The sequence below is a fragment of the Pandoraea sp. LA3 genome (genome assembly GCF_022696215.1).
Taxonomy (GTDB): domain Bacteria; phylum Pseudomonadota; class Gammaproteobacteria; order Burkholderiales; family Burkholderiaceae; genus Pandoraea; species Pandoraea capi.
The window spans coordinates 35,774-53,821 of the sequence record NZ_PTPY01000037.1; the positions used below are offsets into that span (position 1 = coordinate 35,774).

The following is an 18,048-nucleotide window of genomic DNA, read 5'->3' on the forward strand; positions in this document are numbered from 1 at the left end:
TAGTGTTTCCGAGCATACGAGGCGCAGCGTACGTCCAGCCTTGCGGGACCGGCATCTTGCCACGAAACGAGGCCGCACGACAGCGTTTGCAGTGCATCAAAATGACGCGCACCCACAATGGCGTATCCTGTGCGGCAAGCGTCACGGCGCCAGAGCGGAGCGACAGACTCCGGCGAACGCCATCCACCGACGCCAATGAAGGAGATATCGACGATGACACCCTCAGACGCCGATGGCGCACAGGCACCGGCCGGCCGACCGGGACCGACACCCTCAGCCCCATCAGCCTCATCAGGCCCCGCCACCCCATCCGTACTGACACCCGGCAAACCGATCCGCCTCGCGCGAGGCGCCCTCATCGCCGAGGTACAGCCCGGCTGCGGCGCACGCCTGTCCCGACTCGCACGTCGCGACACGCGCGGCGATCTGTTCGACTACCTCGTGCCACTCGGCAACGAGCCATTCTCCTCCGACGAATGGCCGAAGGCAGGCGCGTTCCCAATGCTGCCGTATACCAATATGTTGCGCGACGACACGCTGCACTGGCGCGAGCGCACCCTCACCGTTCGCGACGCGCCCGTCGCATCGAGTTCCCTGCACGGATGGGGGCTGCGTCGCGAATGGGAAGTGGTCGACGAAAGCTCGCATTGCTGCGTGCTCCAACTCGACTGCCCGTCCCAGCCGGAGTGGCCCTGGCACTATCAGGCCTACCTGTCGGTAACGCTCGACGAGCACGGCCTCGACATGCAGCTCTCGCTCACCAACCTCTCGACGCAGGAGATGCCGGCGGGACTGGGCCTGCATCCGTACTTCCGCTGGCCGGCGGGCGCGCGGCTGACGTTCGAATCCGAGGCGCTCTGGCGCTCGCCCTCGGAAGACATACGCTGGCCGAGCGAACAACGTGTTCACGTCGGGCCGATGGAAGTGGTGTCGGTCGGCGGCGGCCTCGACACCGGCGGACGTTCGACCTGGTTCGCCGAAGTCCCCTCCGAGTCGGGACGCTTCGACGCCCGCATCGATTACGCGGGCGGACTGCGCTCTGCCACAGTACGCAGCGACGATGCGACCTGGCTCGTGCTGCACTCCCCCGCCGGACGCCCCTACCTCTGTCTTGAGCCGTCGACACACCGAGTCGGCGAGTTCGACAGCGATCACGTTGTGCTCGCGCACGGTCAAACGCTCGACCTGTCGATGCGCATCGATCTGGGCTGAGCGCGCCGCCGTCCACATCGTCAACATCGTCCGCCGCTTCCGGCTCTTCTGATTCTCTCAAGCCAAAGAAAAACCCCGTCGTCCTCTCGGACCGACGGGGTTTTCCCTATGGAGCGGCGCCGCGTGACACCTGCGGCATCGCCTCACGACCTGCTTACTGGCAAGCCTCGCACTCTTCGAAGCCCGGGTCGCCCGGACGCATCGTGCAGACCGCGCCCTCGGCTTCCGGCATCGGCTGGGCCAGCGGCGAGGTCGGCTCGGCCGAGAAGCCACCCGACACACCGCCCGAGCTCGGCACCGCGTTCAGCGCGCCGTGGCTCACCGTCGACTTCTCGACGTGCGTTGCGGCCATCGTACGGAGGTAGTACGTGGTCTTCAGTGCGCGCGTCCAGGCCAGCTTGTACGTCTCGTCGAGCTTCTTGCCCGATGCGCCAGCCATATAGATGTTGAGCGACTGCGCCTGATCGATCCACTTCTGACGACGCGATGCTGCCTCGACCAGCCACTTCGGCTCGACTTCGAACGCCGTGGCGTAGATCTCGCGCAGATCGGCCGGTACGCGATCGATACGAGCGAGCGAGCCGTCGAAGTACTTCAGGTCGGCGACCATCACTTCGTCCCACAGACCGCGCGCCTTCAGGTCACGCACCAGATACTCGTTGACCACCGTGAACTCGCCCGACAGATTCGACTTCACGTACAGGTTCTGGAACGTCGGCTCGATACAGGCCGAGACACCGATGATGTTCGAGATGGTCGCGGTCGGGGCGATCGCCACGCAGTTCGAGTTGCGCATGCCGTGCGAAGCGATGTGCTTGCGCAGGCTGTCCCAGTCGAGCGTGCTCGACAGGTCGACGTCGACGTAACCACCGCGCTCTTCGGCCAGCAGCTTGAGCGAGTCCTGCGGCAGGATGCCGCGATCCCACAGCGAGCCCTTGTACGACGAGTACTGACCGCGTTCCTTGGCCAGCTCGGTCGATGCCCAGTAAGCGTAGTAGCAAACCGCTTCCATCGAACGGTCGGCGAACTCGACGGCGGCGTTCGACGCATACGGCGTACGCAGCAGGTGCAGGCAGTCCTGGAAGCCCATGATGCCCATGCCCACCGGACGGTGATGCAGGTTGGAGTTACGTGCCTTCGCCACCGCGTAGTAGTTGATGTCGATGACGTTGTCGAGCATGCGCATCGCCACACGAACGGTGCGTTGCAGCTTCTCGTGATCCAGCTCGTAGCCGTTCGCCGTCTGCTTCAGGTGAGCCACGAGGTTCACCGAGCCGAGGTTACACACGGCGATTTCCGTCTCGCTCGTGTTGAGCGTGATTTCCGTGCACAGGTTCGACGAGTGCACCACGCCCACGTGTTGCTGCGGCGAGCGGATGTTGCACGGGTCCTTGAACGTAATCCACGGATGGCCGGTTTCGAACAGCATGCCCAGCATCTTGCGCCACAGCGCTTGGGCCGGCACCTTCTTGAACAGCTTGATCTCGCCGCGCGCGGCCTTCTCTTCGTAAGCCGTGTAAGCCTGTTCGAAAGCCTTGCCGAACTTGTCGTGCAGATCCGGGCAGGTCGACGGTGAGAACAGCGTCCACTCGCCGCCTTCCATCACGCGCTTCATGAACAGATCGGGAATCCAGTTCGCCGTGTTCATGTCGTGCGTACGGCGACGATCGTCACCCGTGTTCTTGCGCAGTTCCAGGAATTCTTCGATATCCAGGTGCCACGTTTCCAGGTAGGCGCAGACCGCGCCCTTGCGCTTGCCGCCCTGGTTCACGGCCACGGCCGTGTCGTTGACCACCTTGAGGAACGGCACCACGCCCTGGCTCTTGCCGTTCGTACCCTTGATATGGGAGCCGAGTGCGCGAACCTGCGTCCAGTCGTTGCCCAGACCGCCGGCGAACTTCGAGAGCAGTGCGTTTTCCTTGAGCGCTTCGTAAATGCCTTCCAGATCGTCCGAGACGGTCGTCAGATAGCACGACGAGAGCTGCGAGCGACGCGTGCCCGAGTTGAACAGCGTCGGCGTGGAGCTCATGAAGTCGAAGCTCGACAGGATCTGGTAGAACTCGATCGCACGCGCTTCGCGCTCGACTTCGTTCAGCGCCAGGCCCATGGCCACGCGCATGTAGAACGCCTGCGGCATTTCGATGCGATGGCTATCGATATGCAGGAAGTAGCGGTCGTACAGCGTTTGCAGGCCGAGGTAGTTGAATTGCAGGTCGCGGTTGGCGTCGAGCGCCGCCGCCAGCTTGCCCAGGTCGTACGAGAGCAGTTGTTCGTCGAGCAGTTCGGCGTCCACACCCTGCTTGATGAAGCGCGGGAAGTACTCGATGTAACGCGCGGCCATGTCGCCCTGCGGCACTTCTTCGCCGAGGATTTCACGACGGATCGTGTGCATCAGGATACGGGCGGTGACCTGGCTGTAAGCCGGTTCCTTCTCGATGAGCGTACGCGAGGCGAGAATCGCCGAATCGTAGACCTGCGACAGCGGCACGCCGTCGTACAGGTTCTTGATGGTCTCGGCGAGAATCGGCTCGGCGGAGACTTCGCTACCGAGGTTTTCGCACGCCGCCTTCACCACGCCGCGCAGGGCAGCCATGTCGATCGGACGGGTCACACCGTTGTCGGTGACATGCAGCACCGGGGTGTCAGGCGTTGCAGCTTCTTGCGTGGTCTCGACGGCGCTGGCGCGCTCTTGCGAACGCTTTTCGCGATACAGCACATAAGCGCGGGCGACGTTGTGCTCGCCTTCACGCATGAGCGCGAGTTCGACCTGATCCTGAATGTCTTCGATGTGGAACGTACCGCCGTTCGGGCGGCTGCGCACCAGTGCGCGCACGACGTTCTCCGTCAACTGTTCCACGAGCTCGCGTACGCGTGCCGAAGCCGCACCTTGTCCGCCGTTCACGGCAAGGAACGCCTTGGTGACGGCGATCGCGATCTTCGACGGCTCGAAACCCACCACCGTGCCGTTGCGTCGAATCACTTTGAAGTCGGCGTTGGTCGCCGGTTCGAATGCGCCCGTCGTCTGGGGCGCCGACGCACCCGTGCCATTGCCGGCATTCGCGGCGGGCGTCGGGTTCGGGCGGGTGAGGTTTTCGTTAGTCTGCATGTAAAAACTCCCGTTCCAATGAAATGGTGCTGTTAGCGCACTTCCACCAGCCAATCACTAAGAATTCAGTCGGTAAAAAGTACGCCCTGGGGGCGCCGATGGAGCGAAGTGCTGAACACCGCACGACCGACGGACGGCCAAGGGTTCGAGGTGTCCGCTGCACGGCTTTGCTGCTGTACCGCCTCCCGAAAATACCGAAAGGAGGTACGGTTAGATGGTTGCTCACAACCACTACATGTAGTGGTTGGTGGCCGAATTGGCACTAAGTATAGTGGAGATGACGCACTCCGCAAACTCAAAAATTTCATTCCCCGGGAGGCCCGCGCCATGCCCGTGTCAAGCAAAACCTGTCACGGGGTGAGGGTTAATCGTCCCCCTCAGCGTCCCCCTTCCGTGCCCCGCTCAACCCTGCGAGTCACCGCCCGCGTCACCGGCAGCGGACATCTGAAACGGCAACGCTTCGGATGCCAGTCCGGCCATCCGGCGCAGTCGCTGCCACTCGAAATGGGGCCCCGGGTCCGTCTTCCGGCCAGGTGCTATATCGGCATGTCCGGCCACCGCTTGAATCGGATAATGCTCACGCAAGACACGCGTGAGCGCCGCCAGCGTCACATACTGCGCCGCGGTGAACGGCAGGTCGTCAGTGCCTTCCAGTTCAACGCCGATTGAGAAATCGTTGCAGCGCGTACGGCCTTCGAACGACGATGCGCCCGCGTGCCATGCTCTCGCATCGCACGATACGAACTGTTGCAATGCACCATCGCGTCGCACCAGAAAATGCGAGGAGACGTGCACACCGCGAATCTCGTCGAAGAACGGATGCGCATCGTGATCGAGCCGATTCTGAAAGAACGCAGGGATCTCGTCGCCGCCAAACTGACCCGGTGGCAACGAGATGTTGTGCACCACGAGCAATCCGATCGGCATGTCGTGCGGACGCACGTCGAAGTTCGGCGACGGCAGACGCTCCGCTTCCCGAATCCAGCCTTCGGCGTCGAGCGTGAGGGCCGGCAGTTTGTCCGGCGCGTTCATGCGTCACCCCGCACCGGCGCGACGCACACGTCGAACGCATCGATGCACACGACCTGTCCCGACAAGACCGACAGAACGGGCAGCGCAGGCGACCGGAGCGCAACGTTAGGGGACGCAGATGACTGGAGCATGACGGGCACAGCGAACTCCCGTAGAGCGAGGGGTGGCATTGTAGCCCACTTGGCGTGACGTCGCCGGTCGTCGGCCCGGCTTGCGATGCACACGCCAACGTGGCGAGCAATCAGTGTCACGTGGGGCATCGTCCGAAACAAGTCGAAAAATAAAAGGTAAATTCCCAAAGAAGAAGCCTCTCGCACGACTGGGCCGAGAGGCTTCCGTGGGCGTGTCCACGCCCGGGGATGGCGCCGCTCTCGCGTCCTGCGTTGCCCGCAGAACACGCACACCATCCCGCGCCGCTCACAGGTGCGGCGCCAATGGCCGTTGCCGGCCGGTAAAACCCTGCACACGCGTCTCCCGCGCTAACCCCATTGTCCCCACGGCCTCCATTGTCGCTACCGGTCACGTCCCTCCGATCGCATGGCACCCGATCAGGGGAATGCCGGAATCGCAGCTTCGACCCCTTCCATATGCGCCTCGGGATGATGCTCCTTGAGCATCTCGCGAATCTCGTCGACGCGGCTCTCGCGCACATCCACCATCAGCAGAATCATGCCCCGCTCCAGCGGTTCACGAAACGCTTTGAGACGCGAGTTCGGCACCGACACGCCGATCATGCTCGACACCCAGGCGCCGAACAGCGCACCGAGCGGCGCCGTCACGATCATCAGTTCCCACTGGGGACGCGTGCCCACGATGGGGAAAAACGCGGCGACTGCACCGACTGCCAGACCACAGAAGCCACCGATCACGAGCCCGGCTTCGGCGCCGTGCACGATATCGGAAGTCTGTAGCAGGTTAGCCTCGTGCAGTCCCTCCAGGTCCATTTCGTCACGCGCCATGAAGTGGATGTGACGCTCCTCGATCCGCGCGAGCAACAAGTCGCTCATCGTGCGCTGCGCACTCGCCAGATCGGGAAGAAGGAAATACATCCGTCTGCGCATTAGCATATTGCGCCCTCCTGTCGTCGTCCCCGATTTGCCGCCTGTTTGTTGTTGATCTTCTAGATGGGGTAGGTAACTGTGTTTTAGTGCATGCGACAGTCATGCGCAAGCCGACGCGGCCGATTGGGCATCGGCCGGCACACGACAAGAAGGAACGGAAGACGACCGCGATGCGCGCGGTGGCGCACCTGAGCGGTATCGCTGCGCGGTGCGCCCGCGCAGCCGGGATCAGGCGCGGTGTTCGCGCGCGAGATGGGCGTCGCGATGCGCGGCACTGCAAAAGTGCTTGTCGCCGGGGCCGGCGAGCGATTCGCTCTCGGGAAGATAGGTATCGCACTCGCTGCAACGCACCATGCGCTCGGCTGGCGGCAACGACTGACGGGCCGTGGTTCGGCCCGCGCCACCGGGCGACGTGCGCATGCGCTCGTCACGTTCGTTGCGCTCATTCCGTTCGGGGCGCTCCATGCGCTTGCGCTCGTTGTGGCGCATCCACCACGTCCCGGCAATCAAGAGCAACAGTAACAGCAGGATATTGCGCATCGCGCTTCAAGTCTCCGTCATGCGATGCAGCACCACCTCAAGCACGAAGCGAGAACCGACATACGCCAGCAACAGCGCCACGAACGACGCCAGAACCCAACGCAGCGCGACCTTACCGCGCCACCCATAAAAATGCCGTCCGAGCAGCACCGCGCCGAACATCAGCCACGACACCACCGCGAACACGGTCTTGTGATCGATGCGCACCGCGCGCCCGAAGAGCGCCTCGGAGAACATCACGCCCGAGATGAGCGTCAGTGTGAGCAGCACGAACCCTGCGCCGATCAACCGGAATAGCAGCTTCTCCATCGTGAGCAGCGGCGGCAGCGTTTCGAGCCAGCGCGACAGCCAGCCGTTCGCATCATGGCTGCGCGACGGATGCAGCTGACGCTCGGCATAGAGCATCAGCAACGCGTGCAGCGCCGCCAGCGCGAACAGCCCGTAGGCCATGTTCGCAATGATGAAGTGCGCCTTGAAAGTCGGATCCGCCGCAAAGCCGAGAATGCGCACGTCCGGGAAAATCGCCGGTAACAGGCAGGCAACCGCGGCCACGGGTGTGACCATCAGTCGCAGGCTGTCGAGCGGGAAGAAGAAGCTTTCGATCCAGTAGATGCCGACCGAGAGCCACAGCATGGCCGAGAGCATGTACGCAAAACCGAAGTGCATGCTGTCCGCGCGGAAGATGGTCTGATGCAGCAACACCCCGTGCAGCAGCAGCGCGGCGAACAGCGAAAGCTGCATCGGCCAGCGCGAGGGCGTGCCCGTGACCGGTGCAGGCGCGACCGCGCCGCCCGCGAGAGCGAGCGCGGCGTCGCGCCGGTAACCTTGCCACGAACAAACCGCCAACCCGGCGTAGAGGATGGCGGTCAGCGCATACAGTAAAATAGTCATGTTTGAAGTTTACACCAGCCCATGAGGGGCGCGCTGCCGTGCTTGCCATCCGCTGTCCCCGGCCGATGGGCGGGCAACCAAGGCCGCTTCAGGTCTTACAGGATACGTTTCATGCTCGACAATCTCACTACGCGCCTGGCCAAAGTCGTCAAGACGCTGCGCGGCGAAGCCCGGCTGACCGAGGCCAACACGCAGGAAATGCTGCGCGAAGTCCGTCTCGCCCTGCTTGAGGCCGACGTCGCCCTGCCCGTGGTACGCGATTTCATCGCCAAGGTGAAGGAAAAGGCCCTCGGTGAGGAAGTCATTTCCAGCCTTTCGCCCGGTCAGGCCCTCGTCGGCGTGGTGCAGCGCGAACTGACGGCCCTCATGGGCGGCGACTACGAAGGTCGCGCCGCCGAACTCAACCTGGCCACCACCCCGCCCGCCATCATCCTGATGGCCGGTCTGCAAGGCGCCGGCAAGACGACCACCGTTGGTAAGCTTGCCAAGCTGCTGCGCGCCCAGAAGAAGAAAGTCCTCACGGTCTCCACCGACGTCTACCGCCCGGCCGCTATCGCCCAGCTGGAGACGGTGACCAAGCAGGTCGACGCCGACTTCTTCCCGTCGCAACCCGATCAGAAGCCGGTCGACATCGCCCGCGCCGCCGTGGACTGGGCGCGTCGCCATCACCACGAAGTGCTGCTCGTCGACACGGCCGGCCGTCTGGGTATCGACGAAGCGATGATGCAGGAAATCAGCGCCCTGCACGCCGAGCTGAAACCGATCGAAACGTTGTTCGTCGTCGACGCCATGCTGGGTCAGGACGCCGTCAACACCGCCCGCGCCTTCAACGACGCCCTGCCGCTCACCGGCGTGGTACTCACCAAGCTCGACGGCGATTCGCGTGGCGGTGCCGCGCTGTCGGTGCGTCACATCACCGGCAAGCCGATCAAGTTCGTGGGTGTCGGCGAAAAGCTCGACGGCCTCGAAGTCTTCCACCCGGATCGCATGGCGAACCGGATTCTCGGCATGGGTGACATTCTCGCGCTCGTCGAGGAAGCACAGCGCGGTGTCGACGTTCAGGCCGCACAGAAGCTCGCCGACAAGGTCAAGAAAGGCGGCGACTTCGATCTGAACGACTTCAAGGCGCAGATCGGCCAGATGAAGAAGATGGGCGGCCTGTCCTCGCTCATGGACAAGCTGCCGGCACAGTTCCAGGCTGCCGCCAGCCAGACGAACATGGATCAGGCCGAGAAGCAGGTGCGCCGCATGGAAGGCATCATCAACTCGATGACGCCCGCCGAGCGCGCCAAGCCCGAGCTGATCAAGGCGAGCCGCAAACGCCGCATTGCCGCCGGTGCGGGCGTTCAGGTGCAGGAAGTCAACCGCATGCTCAATCAGTACGACCAGATGCGCACCATGATGAAGAAACTCAAAGGCGGTGGCATGATGAAGATGATGCGCAGCATGAAGGGCATGATGCCCGGCATGCGCTGATATACTCCGGGCCGCATTTAGCGAATCCCCCGCACCACCGTTCCACAGGGTCGCCCCATATGAACCGCGAAGAAGCCCTCGAAGTATTCCGTAATTCCGAAGAAATCGTCTCCGCCGACGAGGTCAACCGCTCCGTCGACACGATGGCCAAGGCCATCAAGGAAGCCATTGGCGACGAGTTTCCGATGGTGCTGTCGGTCATGGGCGGCGCAGCCGTCTTTACCGGCATGCTCCTGCCGCGACTCGATTTCCCGCTCGAATTCGACTACATCCACCTCTCCCGCTACAACAACACCACCACCGGTGGTGCCATGCAGTGGCGCGTCGCGCCGCGCGATTCGGTGCGTGACCGCGTGGTGCTCGTGCTCGACGACATTCTGGACGAAGGCGCCACCATGGCTGCGATTCGCGACCGGATTCTGGAGATGGGCGCGTCGAAGTTCTACAGCGCCGTGCTGTGCGAGAAGATCCTGACGAAGGAAAAGCCGTCGCATCCGGATTTCTGTGGCTTCACCGTGCCGGATCGCTACGTCTTCGGCTGCGGCATGGACGCCAAGGGTTACTGGCGCAATCTGCCTGCGATCCGCGCGCTGACGACGGCTCGCTGATCGGGGCGCGGCATCCCGGCAAGCGTTTCGGGATGTCTGCATTGGCGCCGGGGGCCATCTCCCGCGCCCAATGAAAAAGGGACCTCATCGAGGTCCTTTTTCTTTGATTACCCGGCGGCCGTCACACGCACGGTGTCTCCGTTCCGTGCACCGCCGGCCGGATCGACCGGCAGCGCACGTCCCACTCAGATCGCCTTGGCGGCGCGCACCTTACCGGTGACAACTTCTGCCACGGTCGCGGCGTCGAGCAACTGCGCTTCCGTGTCGCGACGACCCTGATACTCGATCTTGCCTTCCTTCAGGCCACGGTCGCCGATCACCACGCGGTGCGGCACGCCGATCAGTTCCCAGTCGGCGAACATCACGCCCGGACGCTCGCCACGATCGTCCAGAATCACGTCGATACCGGCGGCCACCAGATCTTCGTACAGCTTGTCGGCGGCGGCACGCACCGCGTCGCTGCGGTCGTAGCCCATCGGGCACAGCACCACTTCGAACGGGGCAATCGCTTCCGGCCAGATGATGCCGCGATCGTCGAAGTTCTGCTCGATGGCCGCGCCGAGAATGCGCGTGATGCCAATGCCGTAGCAGCCCATTTCCATCGGCGCCGGTTTGCCCGTTTCGTCGAGGAACGTGGCGTTCATGGCGTCGGAGTACTTCGTGCCCAGCTGGAACACGTGGCCGACTTCGATACCGCGGCACAGCGCGATCTCGCCCTTGCCGTCCGGCGACGCGTCGCCCGGCACGATGTCGCGCAGGTCGAAGACGATTTCCGGTTCCGGCAGATCGCGGCCCCAGTTCACGCCGGTGATGTGGAAGTCCGTCTCGTTCGCGCCCACGACGAAGTCGCTCATCTTCGCAACGGTGCGGTCGACCACGAGCTTCACCGGCTTCTTCGTGCCGATCGGGCCGAGGTAGCCCGGCGGCGTGCCGAACCATTCGACGATCTCGGCTTCGCTGGCAAAACGCATCTCGGCCAGACCCGGCACCTTGCTCGCCTTGATCTCGTTCAGATCGTGATCGCCGCGCAGCAACAGCAGCCAGACGGTCGTGCCGGCCTTCTCGTCGTCCGTCGCGAGGACGATCGACTTGACGGTGCGCGTGAGCGGAATCGAGAGCAGTTCCGCGACGGCTTCGCACTTGGCCTTGCCCGGCGTGGCGGTCTTGGTCATGGCCTCGGCAGGCGCGGCACGCTCGCCTTGCGGGGCGAGCGCTTCGGCCATTTCGACGTTGGCGGCATAGTCCGACGTCGGGCAGTAAGCGATGGCGTCTTCACCGGTCTCGGCGATCACGTGGAACTCGTGCGAGCCCGAGCCGCCGATGGAACCGTTATCGGCTACGACTGCGCGGAACTCCAGACCCAGGCGCGTGAAGATGCGCACATAGGCGTCGAACATCTTCTGATAGGACACTTCCAGACCCGCGCGATCCTTGTCGAACGAGTAGGCGTCCTTCATGATGAATTCGCGGCCACGCATCACGCCGAAACGCGGGCGGATCTCGTCGCGGAACTTCGTCTGCACCTGATAGAAGTTCACCGGCAGTTGACGATAGCTCTTGATCTCGCGGCGTGCGATGTCCGTCACCACTTCCTCGTGGGTCGGCCCGACGACGAATTCGCGGTCGTGACGATCCTTCAGACGCAGCAGCTCCGGGCCGTACTTCACCCAGCGACCCGACTCCTGCCACAGTTCCGCCGGCTGCACGGCTGGCATGAGCAACTCCAGCGCACCCGCGCGGTTCATTTCTTCACGGACGATGGCTTCGACCTTGCGGATCGAGCGCAGGCCGATCGGCAGGTAATCGTAGATACCGCCGGCGACGCGGCGAATCATGCCGGCACGCATCATCAGCTTGTGGCTGACGATTTCGGCGTCGGCGGGGGCTTCCTTGAGGGTGCCGATGAAGAAACGAGAGGCTTTCATGCAGATTTCCGGGAAAAATTAGGGTCAACGGCGCACGCGGCGGTTCGGTCGGCTGCGCCAAAGCAGGGCCGGGGCGCGTAACGAGATGGTACCGAGACGGTAGCGTGACGTCTTCGCAGCCCCTGAGACTCCCGCCGGCCGTACGCGCCGCCCCGGTTACCCGAGCCGCCGCCGGCCGCCGCGCCGGTGATTATCTGTTTATAATCGAAGCAATTTTAAAGGATTCAAGGGTGGTTGTATGCTGGACCGTGAAGGCTTTCGCCCGAACGTCGGCATCATCCTCTTAAACGCACGCAATGAAGTGTTCTGGGGCAAGCGGCTGGGCGAGCACTCCTGGCAGTTCCCGCAAGGCGGCATCAAGTACGGCGAAACGCCCGAACAGGCCATGTTCCGAGAATTGCACGAGGAAACCGGGCTAAAGCCAGAACACGTCAAAATCATCGGTCGCACACGCGACTGGCTGCGTTATGAGGTGCCGGACAAGTTCATCAAACGCGAAGTGCGCGGACATTACCGGGGCCAGAAGCAGATCTGGTTCCTGCTGCGCATGGTCGGGCGCGACTGCGATATCTGCTTGCGTGCAACCGATCATCCGGAGTTCGACGCCTGGCGCTGGAACGAATACTGGGTGCCGCTCGACGCGGTGATCGAGTTCAAGCGCGAGGTGTATCAGCTCGCGCTGAACGAACTCTCGCGTTATCTGCGACGCACCGCCGCACGCGCTCAGCAGGACCGGCGCCGGTTTCCGCGAGCCGGGGCACGTGTGGGCGAAATGCCGCCGGGCGCCACGGATGCGTTGCATGAGCAGGAAGGCGGCTTCGGCAGCGGTGACTGCGGCGACGCGTCTGCGATATCCGATGGTGCGGACGGCGCAGGCACGACGGATACCGCAGATACGGCGGATACGGCGAACCATCCCGACCGTCACCACCGCCGGGAGCACTGAACCGGACGGCCGCCGGCCTGTCACAACACCGGACGCGGGCATGATGCCCGCGCCCGCTTTTTTTTGATTCCTCGACCCCATTCCCATGCGTCCTTCCTTTGCCCGCCGCGCCCCGCGCCTGGTCACGCTCGTTTCCCTGGCCGCCCTCGCGCTGATCGCCGCTTGCAGCAGCACGTCGCAGCCCGTTCAGGACTTTGACGAATACATGGCGCAACAAGAGGCCGCCAAGGGCAAGTGGAAGGAAGCGGAATACAAGCTCCCGACCGAAGCGCCGAAGGATGCCGACCTGATCAGCTTCCCCACGCTGCCCAACGCCACCCTCGATTACGCCATCGACGCGAAGTCCGTCGAGGTCACCCGCGACGACGGCGTGGTCCGCTACGTCGCCGTCATCCGCAGCAAGGAAGGGGCACGCAACGTGTCGTACGAAGGCATCCACTGCTCGTCGTTCGAATCACGTCTGTACGCCACCGGCCGTCCTGACGGCACCTGGGCCCCGGCGCGCAACAGCGAATGGCGCCCGATCCGCCCGTATGGCGCGACCGCCTATCAGGGCATCCTGTTCCGCGACTTCCTCTGCCAGGACAAGACACCGTACGGCACAGCCAAGGACATCGTGCAGAACCTGCGCTATCCGACGACGCCTGCCGCCTATCGTTGATGCCTTGCAGAGCAGGCCGCGCCAGCGTGAAAACGCTGATGCCGCTGCGACCTTCGCGATGAAAAAAACGCCGGTCACGAATCACGTGCCGGCGTTTTTTGTCTCTGGCTGTCCCGCCTCTGCCAGGAGGCTGTATCGGTCTCAGCGCAGAATCAGGTTGTCGCGATGGATCAGCTCCGGCTCGTTCGCAAACCCCAGCACCTGCTCGATATCGCTGCTTGGGTGGCGGCGAATGAGTCGCGTCTCGGACGCGCTGTAATTCGACAGGCCGCGCGCGACCTCATGACCCGCCTCGTCGACACAGGCGATGACCTCGCCACGCGCGAAGGTGCCCTCCACGTCGATGACGCCGATCGGCAGCAGGCTCTTGCCCTCTTCCATCAACTTCTTGCACGCGCCCGCGTCGATCACGACACGACCGCGCACTTGCAGATGGTCGGCCATCCACTGCTTGCGCGCCGTCAGCACGGCCGTGCGCGCCACCAGTTGCGTGCCGATGGCTTCGCCGCCGGCCAGACGCACGAGCACGTCGGCTTCCCGCCCCGACGCGATTACGGTATGCGCACCACTCGTCGCTGCGCGCTTGGCCGCGAGAATCTTGGTGAGCATGCCGCCCCGGCCGATGTTGGTGCCGGCGCCGCCAGCCATGGCTTCGAGACGCTCGTCTCCCGCCTCGGCCTCGTGAACGAACTCGGCGTCGGGATGCTTGCGCGGATCGGCGGTGTAGAGCCCCGACTGATCGGTGAGGATGACCAGCGCATCGCCGTCGATCAGGTTCGTGACGAGCGCGCCGAGCGTGTCGTTGTCGCCGAACTTGATTTCGTCGGTCACGACCGTGTCGTTCTCGTTGATGATCGGCACCACGCCCAGACGCAGCAGCGTAAGCAACGTCGTGCGGGCATTCAGATAGCGTTCGCGATCGGCCAGATCGGCATGTGTGAGCAGAATCTGCGCCGTACGTACGCCGTGCTCGGCGAAACGGGTTTCGTACACCTGTGCGAGTCCCATCTGCCCCACGGCGGCAGCGGCCTGCAGTTCGTCGATGGCCTTCGGACGGCGCGCCCAACCCAGACGCTGCATTCCCTCGGCAATCGCGCCCGAACTCACGAGCACTACCTGCTTTGGTGGTCGTCCGTCGCCCCCGTGCCGCAGCGCAGCGATCTGCTGCGCCCAACGCGCAATGGCGACATCATCCAGCCCGCGACCGTCGTTGGTCACGAGACTGGAGCCCACTTTCACCACGAGCCGCTTGGCATCGGCGATGACCGAACGCATGGACCTGAACTCTCCGGAGGTATTGGGAAGACGGGGCTGCTGCGGGCGAGGAAGACATGGATGGCGCGGGGCGCCGGTCGTCGCTCAGTTGGCCGCTGCGGCCGGATCGCTGGCGCCTGCGCGATGGACGTTGTCCATGGCGCGACGGTGCCAGCGTTTGAGTGATACGGAGTTTACGCCTTTGGCGCGTCGTCCGTTGGGGTTTGTGGTGCTTCGGCAGCAGCAGGGGCAGCACTACCCGCGCGGAAACGCGGGTCGGCAGCCGCGTCTTCAATCGCTTCTTCGACGGCGCCACGTTGCTGATACAAATACTCCTGCACTTCCAGGCACAGCTTCTCGCAGCCTTCGCCGGTCAATGCGGAGATTTCGAACGTCGGACCCTCCCAGCCATAGCGCTTCTTGAAGTCCGCCACACGCTCGGCACGTTCTTCTTCCGGCAGCATGTCGACTTTGTTGAGCACCAGCCAGCGCGGCTTCTGGAACAACGTTTCGTCGTATTTCTGTAGCTCGAGAACGATGGCCTTGGCATCCGCCACCGGATCAACGCCCTCGTCGAACGGTGCGATATCCACGATGTGCAGCAACAGGCCGGTACGCTGCAAGTGACGCAGGAACTGGTGACCGAGGCCCGCCCCTTCGGCAGCGCCTTCGATCAGGCCGGGAATGTCAGCGATCACGAAGCTACGGCCCGGCGCAGTACGCACGACCCCCAGATTGGGGTGTAGCGTCGTGAACGGATAATCCGCAATCTTCGGACGCGCGTTCGACACCGAAGAGATGAACGTCGATTTGCCCGCATTGGGCATGCCGAGCAGGCCGACGTCCGCGAGCACTTTCAGCTCGAGCTGGAGCATACGGCGCTCACCGGGCTTGCCCGGCGTCGTCTGACGGGGTGCGCGGTTCGTGCTCGACTTGAAATGGATGTTACCCAGACCGCCCGCCCCCCCTTGCGCGAGGACAACTTCCTGGCCGTGTTCGGTCAGATCGGCGATGGTCTCGCCAGTGTCCATATCGGAGATGATGGTGCCGACCGGCATACGCAGGGTGATATCGTCACCGCCCTTGCCGTAGCAATCCGAACCGCGACCGCGCTCACCGTCCTTCGCCAGATGCTTTTTCGAATATCGGTAGTCGATCAGGGTGTTGATGTTGCGATCCGCCACGGCGAGCACGCTGCCGCCGCGACCGCCGTCGCCGCCGTCCGGTCCGCCGAACGGCACGAATTTCTCACGGCGCATCGATGCCGAGCCGTTGCCGCCGTCCCCGGCGATCACCTCGATTCGTGCTGCGTCAATGAATTTCATGTGGGTCCGCCCCGCTTAACGACCGTCCGCAGACGATCCAGAATACTGTTCACTGCCCCACGCCGGGCGCGACGGATGCGCTGCACACTGGCGGGACAAACAAAAAAGGCTCCGCATGAGAGCGGAGCCTTTTGGTGGCAAAAGGCTTAGCTTACGCTGCCGGCACCACGCTAACCACTTGCTTCTTCGCTGCGCCCTTGATGGCGAATTGCACGTGGCCGTCGGCCAGTGCAAACAGCGTGTGGTCCTTACCGATGCCGACGTTTTCGCCAGCATGCATACGAGTACCGCGTTGGCGAACGATGATGCCGCCAGCCAGGATTGCCTGACCGCCGTACACCTTCACGCCGAGGCGCTTCGACTCGGAATCGCGGCCGTTACGGGACGATCCGCCTGCTTTTTTGTGTGCCATGACTTAACTCCTTACCTAGCTCGATCGATTAGCCGTTGATGCTGTCGATGCGCAGCTCGGTGTAGTTTTGGCGATGGCCTTGACGCTTTTGGTAGTGCTTGCGACGGCGCATCTTGAAAATCTTCACCTTGGGGTGACGACCCTGGGCGATAACGGTAGCCTTGACGGAAGCCCCACTGACCAACGGCGCACCGAACTTAATCGATTCGCCCTCGCCAACGGCGAGAACCTGGTCGATGGTGATTTCAGCGCCAATGTCAGCCGGTATCTGTTCTACTTTGAGCTTTTCGCCAGCAGCAACCTTATATTGCTTACCGCCGGTTTTTATGACCGCGTACATTGTTGAACCTCACTCATAAACAAGAGAATTTCCGTGCAGACCGAGGGTCCCGAAAGGACACGACTTACCGGCCGATCGCACCGCTGCGGGCCGTCATACCGAAGTATTTTCGGACCCAGCGCAACGAATGCGCGCACGAAAACGGGGAATTATACAGACTTTCTCCTTTTGCGTCAAAGACTTCCGTGACGCCAGTCATTCCGCGGCTCTGGTGCCCGAAAGTGGCCGCACCCACTATATAATTTGGGGCGAATTTTTCCTCACCCGAGCCTTGTCTTGACTGCTTCGACTTCTTCCCAGAATGTACTGGCCGCCATCGCCGACGACATGCGTGCCGTCGACCAGCTTATCCGCCACCGGCTGGCCTCCGAGGTGGTCCTGATCAATCAGATCTCGGAGTACATCATCAATTCGGGCGGCAAACGGCTACGCCCGGCATTGCTGTTGCTGGTGTCCGGCGCGCTGGGCGTGAGCTCGCCAGCGCGCTTCGAGCTGGCCGCAGTCATCGAATTCATCCACACCTCAACGCTGCTGCACGACGATGTGGTCGACGAATCCGATCTGCGTCGCGGCAAGCAGACGGCCAATGCGCTGTTCGGTAACGCGGCGTCGGTCCTGGTCGGCGACTTTCTGTATTCGCGCTCCTTCGAAATGATGGTGAGCGTGGACAACATGCGCGTGATGCAGATTCTGGCGCGCGCCACCAACGTGATCGCCGAAGGCGAGGTGCTGCAACTGCTGAACATGCACGATCCCGATGTGGACGAGGCACGTTACCTGCAAGTGATCAAATACAAGACGGCCACGCTGTTCGAAGCGGCGACGCAACTCGCCGCCGTGCTCGCGAATGCGGATGCACAGACCGAAGCTGCCGTTCGTGAATATGGTGGGCGTCTGGGCACAGCCTTCCAGTTGATGGACGACTGGCTGGACTATGCCGGCGACACCGATGCCATGGGCAAGAACGCCGGTGATGATCTGCGCGAAGGCAAGCCGACGCTGCCGCTGATTCACGTGCTTCAGCACGGCACCGAAGCCGAACGTGCCCTCGTGCGCGAAGCGATCGAGAATGGCGGCACCGACAAGTTCGAACCGATCCTCGCAGCAATCACGCGCACAGGCGCACTCGACTACACGCTGGCACGCGCGAAAGAAGAAGCAGATGCAGCCGCTCAAATAATTTCTGCACTCCCCTCTTCCCATTACAAAAATAGCCTGCTAGAATTATGTTCTTACTCGATAGCGCGACGCACTTAGCG

16 protein-coding genes are annotated in these 18,048 nt (G+C 63.0%); 6 read left to right on the forward strand and 10 right to left on the reverse strand.

Going from position 1 to position 18,048, the window contains the following annotated elements:
- The first annotated feature begins 213 nt into the window (after positions 1 to 213).
- On the forward strand, positions 214 to 1,212 hold the full coding sequence (locus C5N93_RS22365) for a hypothetical protein (protein WP_242560966.1): 999 nt from the start codon (positions 214 to 216) through the stop codon (positions 1,210 to 1,212).
- A gap of 154 nt (positions 1,213 to 1,366) precedes the next feature.
- On the opposite strand, the gene C5N93_RS22370 is transcribed toward C5N93_RS22365, so the two are convergent.
- From C5N93_RS22370 to ccsA, 5 genes are all read right to left on the reverse strand, one after another.
- Complete coding sequence (locus C5N93_RS22370) at positions 1,367 to 4,318, reverse strand: ribonucleoside-diphosphate reductase subunit alpha (RefSeq protein ID WP_242560967.1); 2,952 nt, start codon at positions 4,316 to 4,318, stop codon at positions 1,367 to 1,369.
- Between the two features lie 402 nt (positions 4,319 to 4,720).
- A complete protein-coding gene (gene ampD, locus C5N93_RS22375) occupies positions 4,721 to 5,350 on the reverse strand; it encodes a 1,6-anhydro-N-acetylmuramyl-L-alanine amidase AmpD (RefSeq protein ID WP_242560968.1) in 630 nt (209 codons plus the stop codon).
- A 548-nt stretch (positions 5,351 to 5,898) separates the two neighbouring features.
- The gene (locus tag C5N93_RS22380) at positions 5,899 to 6,411 is read right to left on the reverse strand and encodes a DUF1269 domain-containing protein (protein WP_242560992.1); all 513 of its coding nucleotides are present in this window, start codon (positions 6,409 to 6,411) and stop codon (positions 5,899 to 5,901) included.
- 228 nt (positions 6,412 to 6,639) lie between these two features.
- Positions 6,640 to 6,951: a PP0621 family protein gene (locus tag C5N93_RS22385; protein WP_242560969.1), complete on the reverse strand. Its 312-nt coding sequence runs from the start codon at positions 6,949 to 6,951 to the stop codon at positions 6,640 to 6,642.
- A gap of 6 nt (positions 6,952 to 6,957) precedes the next feature.
- Complete coding sequence (gene ccsA, locus C5N93_RS22390; protein WP_242560970.1) at positions 6,958 to 7,842, reverse strand: cytochrome c biogenesis protein CcsA; 885 nt, start codon at positions 7,840 to 7,842, stop codon at positions 6,958 to 6,960.
- Positions 7,843 to 7,953: 111 nt separating this feature from the next.
- On the opposite strand from ccsA, the gene ffh reads away from it, so the two are divergent.
- Positions 7,954 to 9,318, forward strand: a complete 1,365-nt coding sequence (gene ffh / locus C5N93_RS22395) for a signal recognition particle protein (protein ID WP_069340961.1) — start codon at positions 7,954 to 7,956, stop codon at positions 9,316 to 9,318.
- Between the two features lie 59 nt (positions 9,319 to 9,377).
- Positions 9,378 to 9,926 (forward strand): hypoxanthine-guanine phosphoribosyltransferase, encoded by a 549-nt coding sequence (locus C5N93_RS22400; RefSeq protein WP_069340960.1) that lies wholly within the window; start codon positions 9,378 to 9,380, stop codon positions 9,924 to 9,926.
- A gap of 185 nt (positions 9,927 to 10,111) precedes the next feature.
- Here C5N93_RS22400 and C5N93_RS22405 read toward each other — a convergent pair whose 3' ends face one another.
- Positions 10,112 to 11,851 carry a proline--tRNA ligase gene (locus C5N93_RS22405; RefSeq protein ID WP_242560971.1) on the reverse strand — a complete coding sequence of 580 codons (1,740 nt, stop codon included), beginning with the start codon at positions 11,849 to 11,851 and terminating at the stop codon, positions 10,112 to 10,114.
- Between the two features lie 238 nt (positions 11,852 to 12,089).
- On the opposite strand from C5N93_RS22405, the gene C5N93_RS22410 reads away from it, so the two are divergent.
- Both C5N93_RS22410 and C5N93_RS22415 read left to right on the forward strand, forming a co-directional pair.
- Entirely contained in the window at positions 12,090 to 12,797 is a 708-nt protein-coding gene (locus tag C5N93_RS22410) for an RNA pyrophosphohydrolase (RefSeq protein WP_242560972.1), read from the forward strand.
- An 85-nt stretch (positions 12,798 to 12,882) separates the two neighbouring features.
- Entirely contained in the window at positions 12,883 to 13,458 is a 576-nt protein-coding gene (locus C5N93_RS22415) for a CNP1-like family protein (RefSeq protein ID WP_242560973.1), read from the forward strand.
- A 141-nt stretch (positions 13,459 to 13,599) separates the two neighbouring features.
- On the opposite strand, the gene proB is transcribed toward C5N93_RS22415, so the two are convergent.
- From proB to rplU, 4 genes are all read right to left on the reverse strand, one after another.
- Entirely contained in the window at positions 13,600 to 14,733 is a 1,134-nt protein-coding gene (gene proB, locus C5N93_RS22420; protein ID WP_069340958.1) for a glutamate 5-kinase, read from the reverse strand.
- 173 nt (positions 14,734 to 14,906) lie between these two features.
- On the reverse strand, positions 14,907 to 16,037 hold the full coding sequence (gene cgtA, locus C5N93_RS22425; RefSeq protein ID WP_242560974.1) for an Obg family GTPase CgtA: 1,131 nt from the start codon (positions 16,035 to 16,037) through the stop codon (positions 14,907 to 14,909).
- A 151-nt stretch (positions 16,038 to 16,188) separates the two neighbouring features.
- On the reverse strand, positions 16,189 to 16,449 hold the full coding sequence (gene rpmA, locus C5N93_RS22430) for a 50S ribosomal protein L27 (RefSeq protein ID WP_017234735.1): 261 nt from the start codon (positions 16,447 to 16,449) through the stop codon (positions 16,189 to 16,191).
- Between the two features lie 28 nt (positions 16,450 to 16,477).
- Complete coding sequence (gene rplU, locus C5N93_RS22435; protein WP_010803930.1) at positions 16,478 to 16,789, reverse strand: 50S ribosomal protein L21; 312 nt, start codon at positions 16,787 to 16,789, stop codon at positions 16,478 to 16,480.
- A 327-nt stretch (positions 16,790 to 17,116) separates the two neighbouring features.
- Here rplU and C5N93_RS22440 point away from each other — a divergent pair, with 327 nt between their 5' ends.
- Positions 17,117 to 18,046, forward strand: coding sequence for a polyprenyl synthetase family protein (locus C5N93_RS22440; protein WP_240493455.1), 930 nt, complete (start codon positions 17,117 to 17,119; stop codon positions 18,044 to 18,046).
- The last annotated feature ends 2 nt before the right edge of the window (positions 18,047 to 18,048 follow it).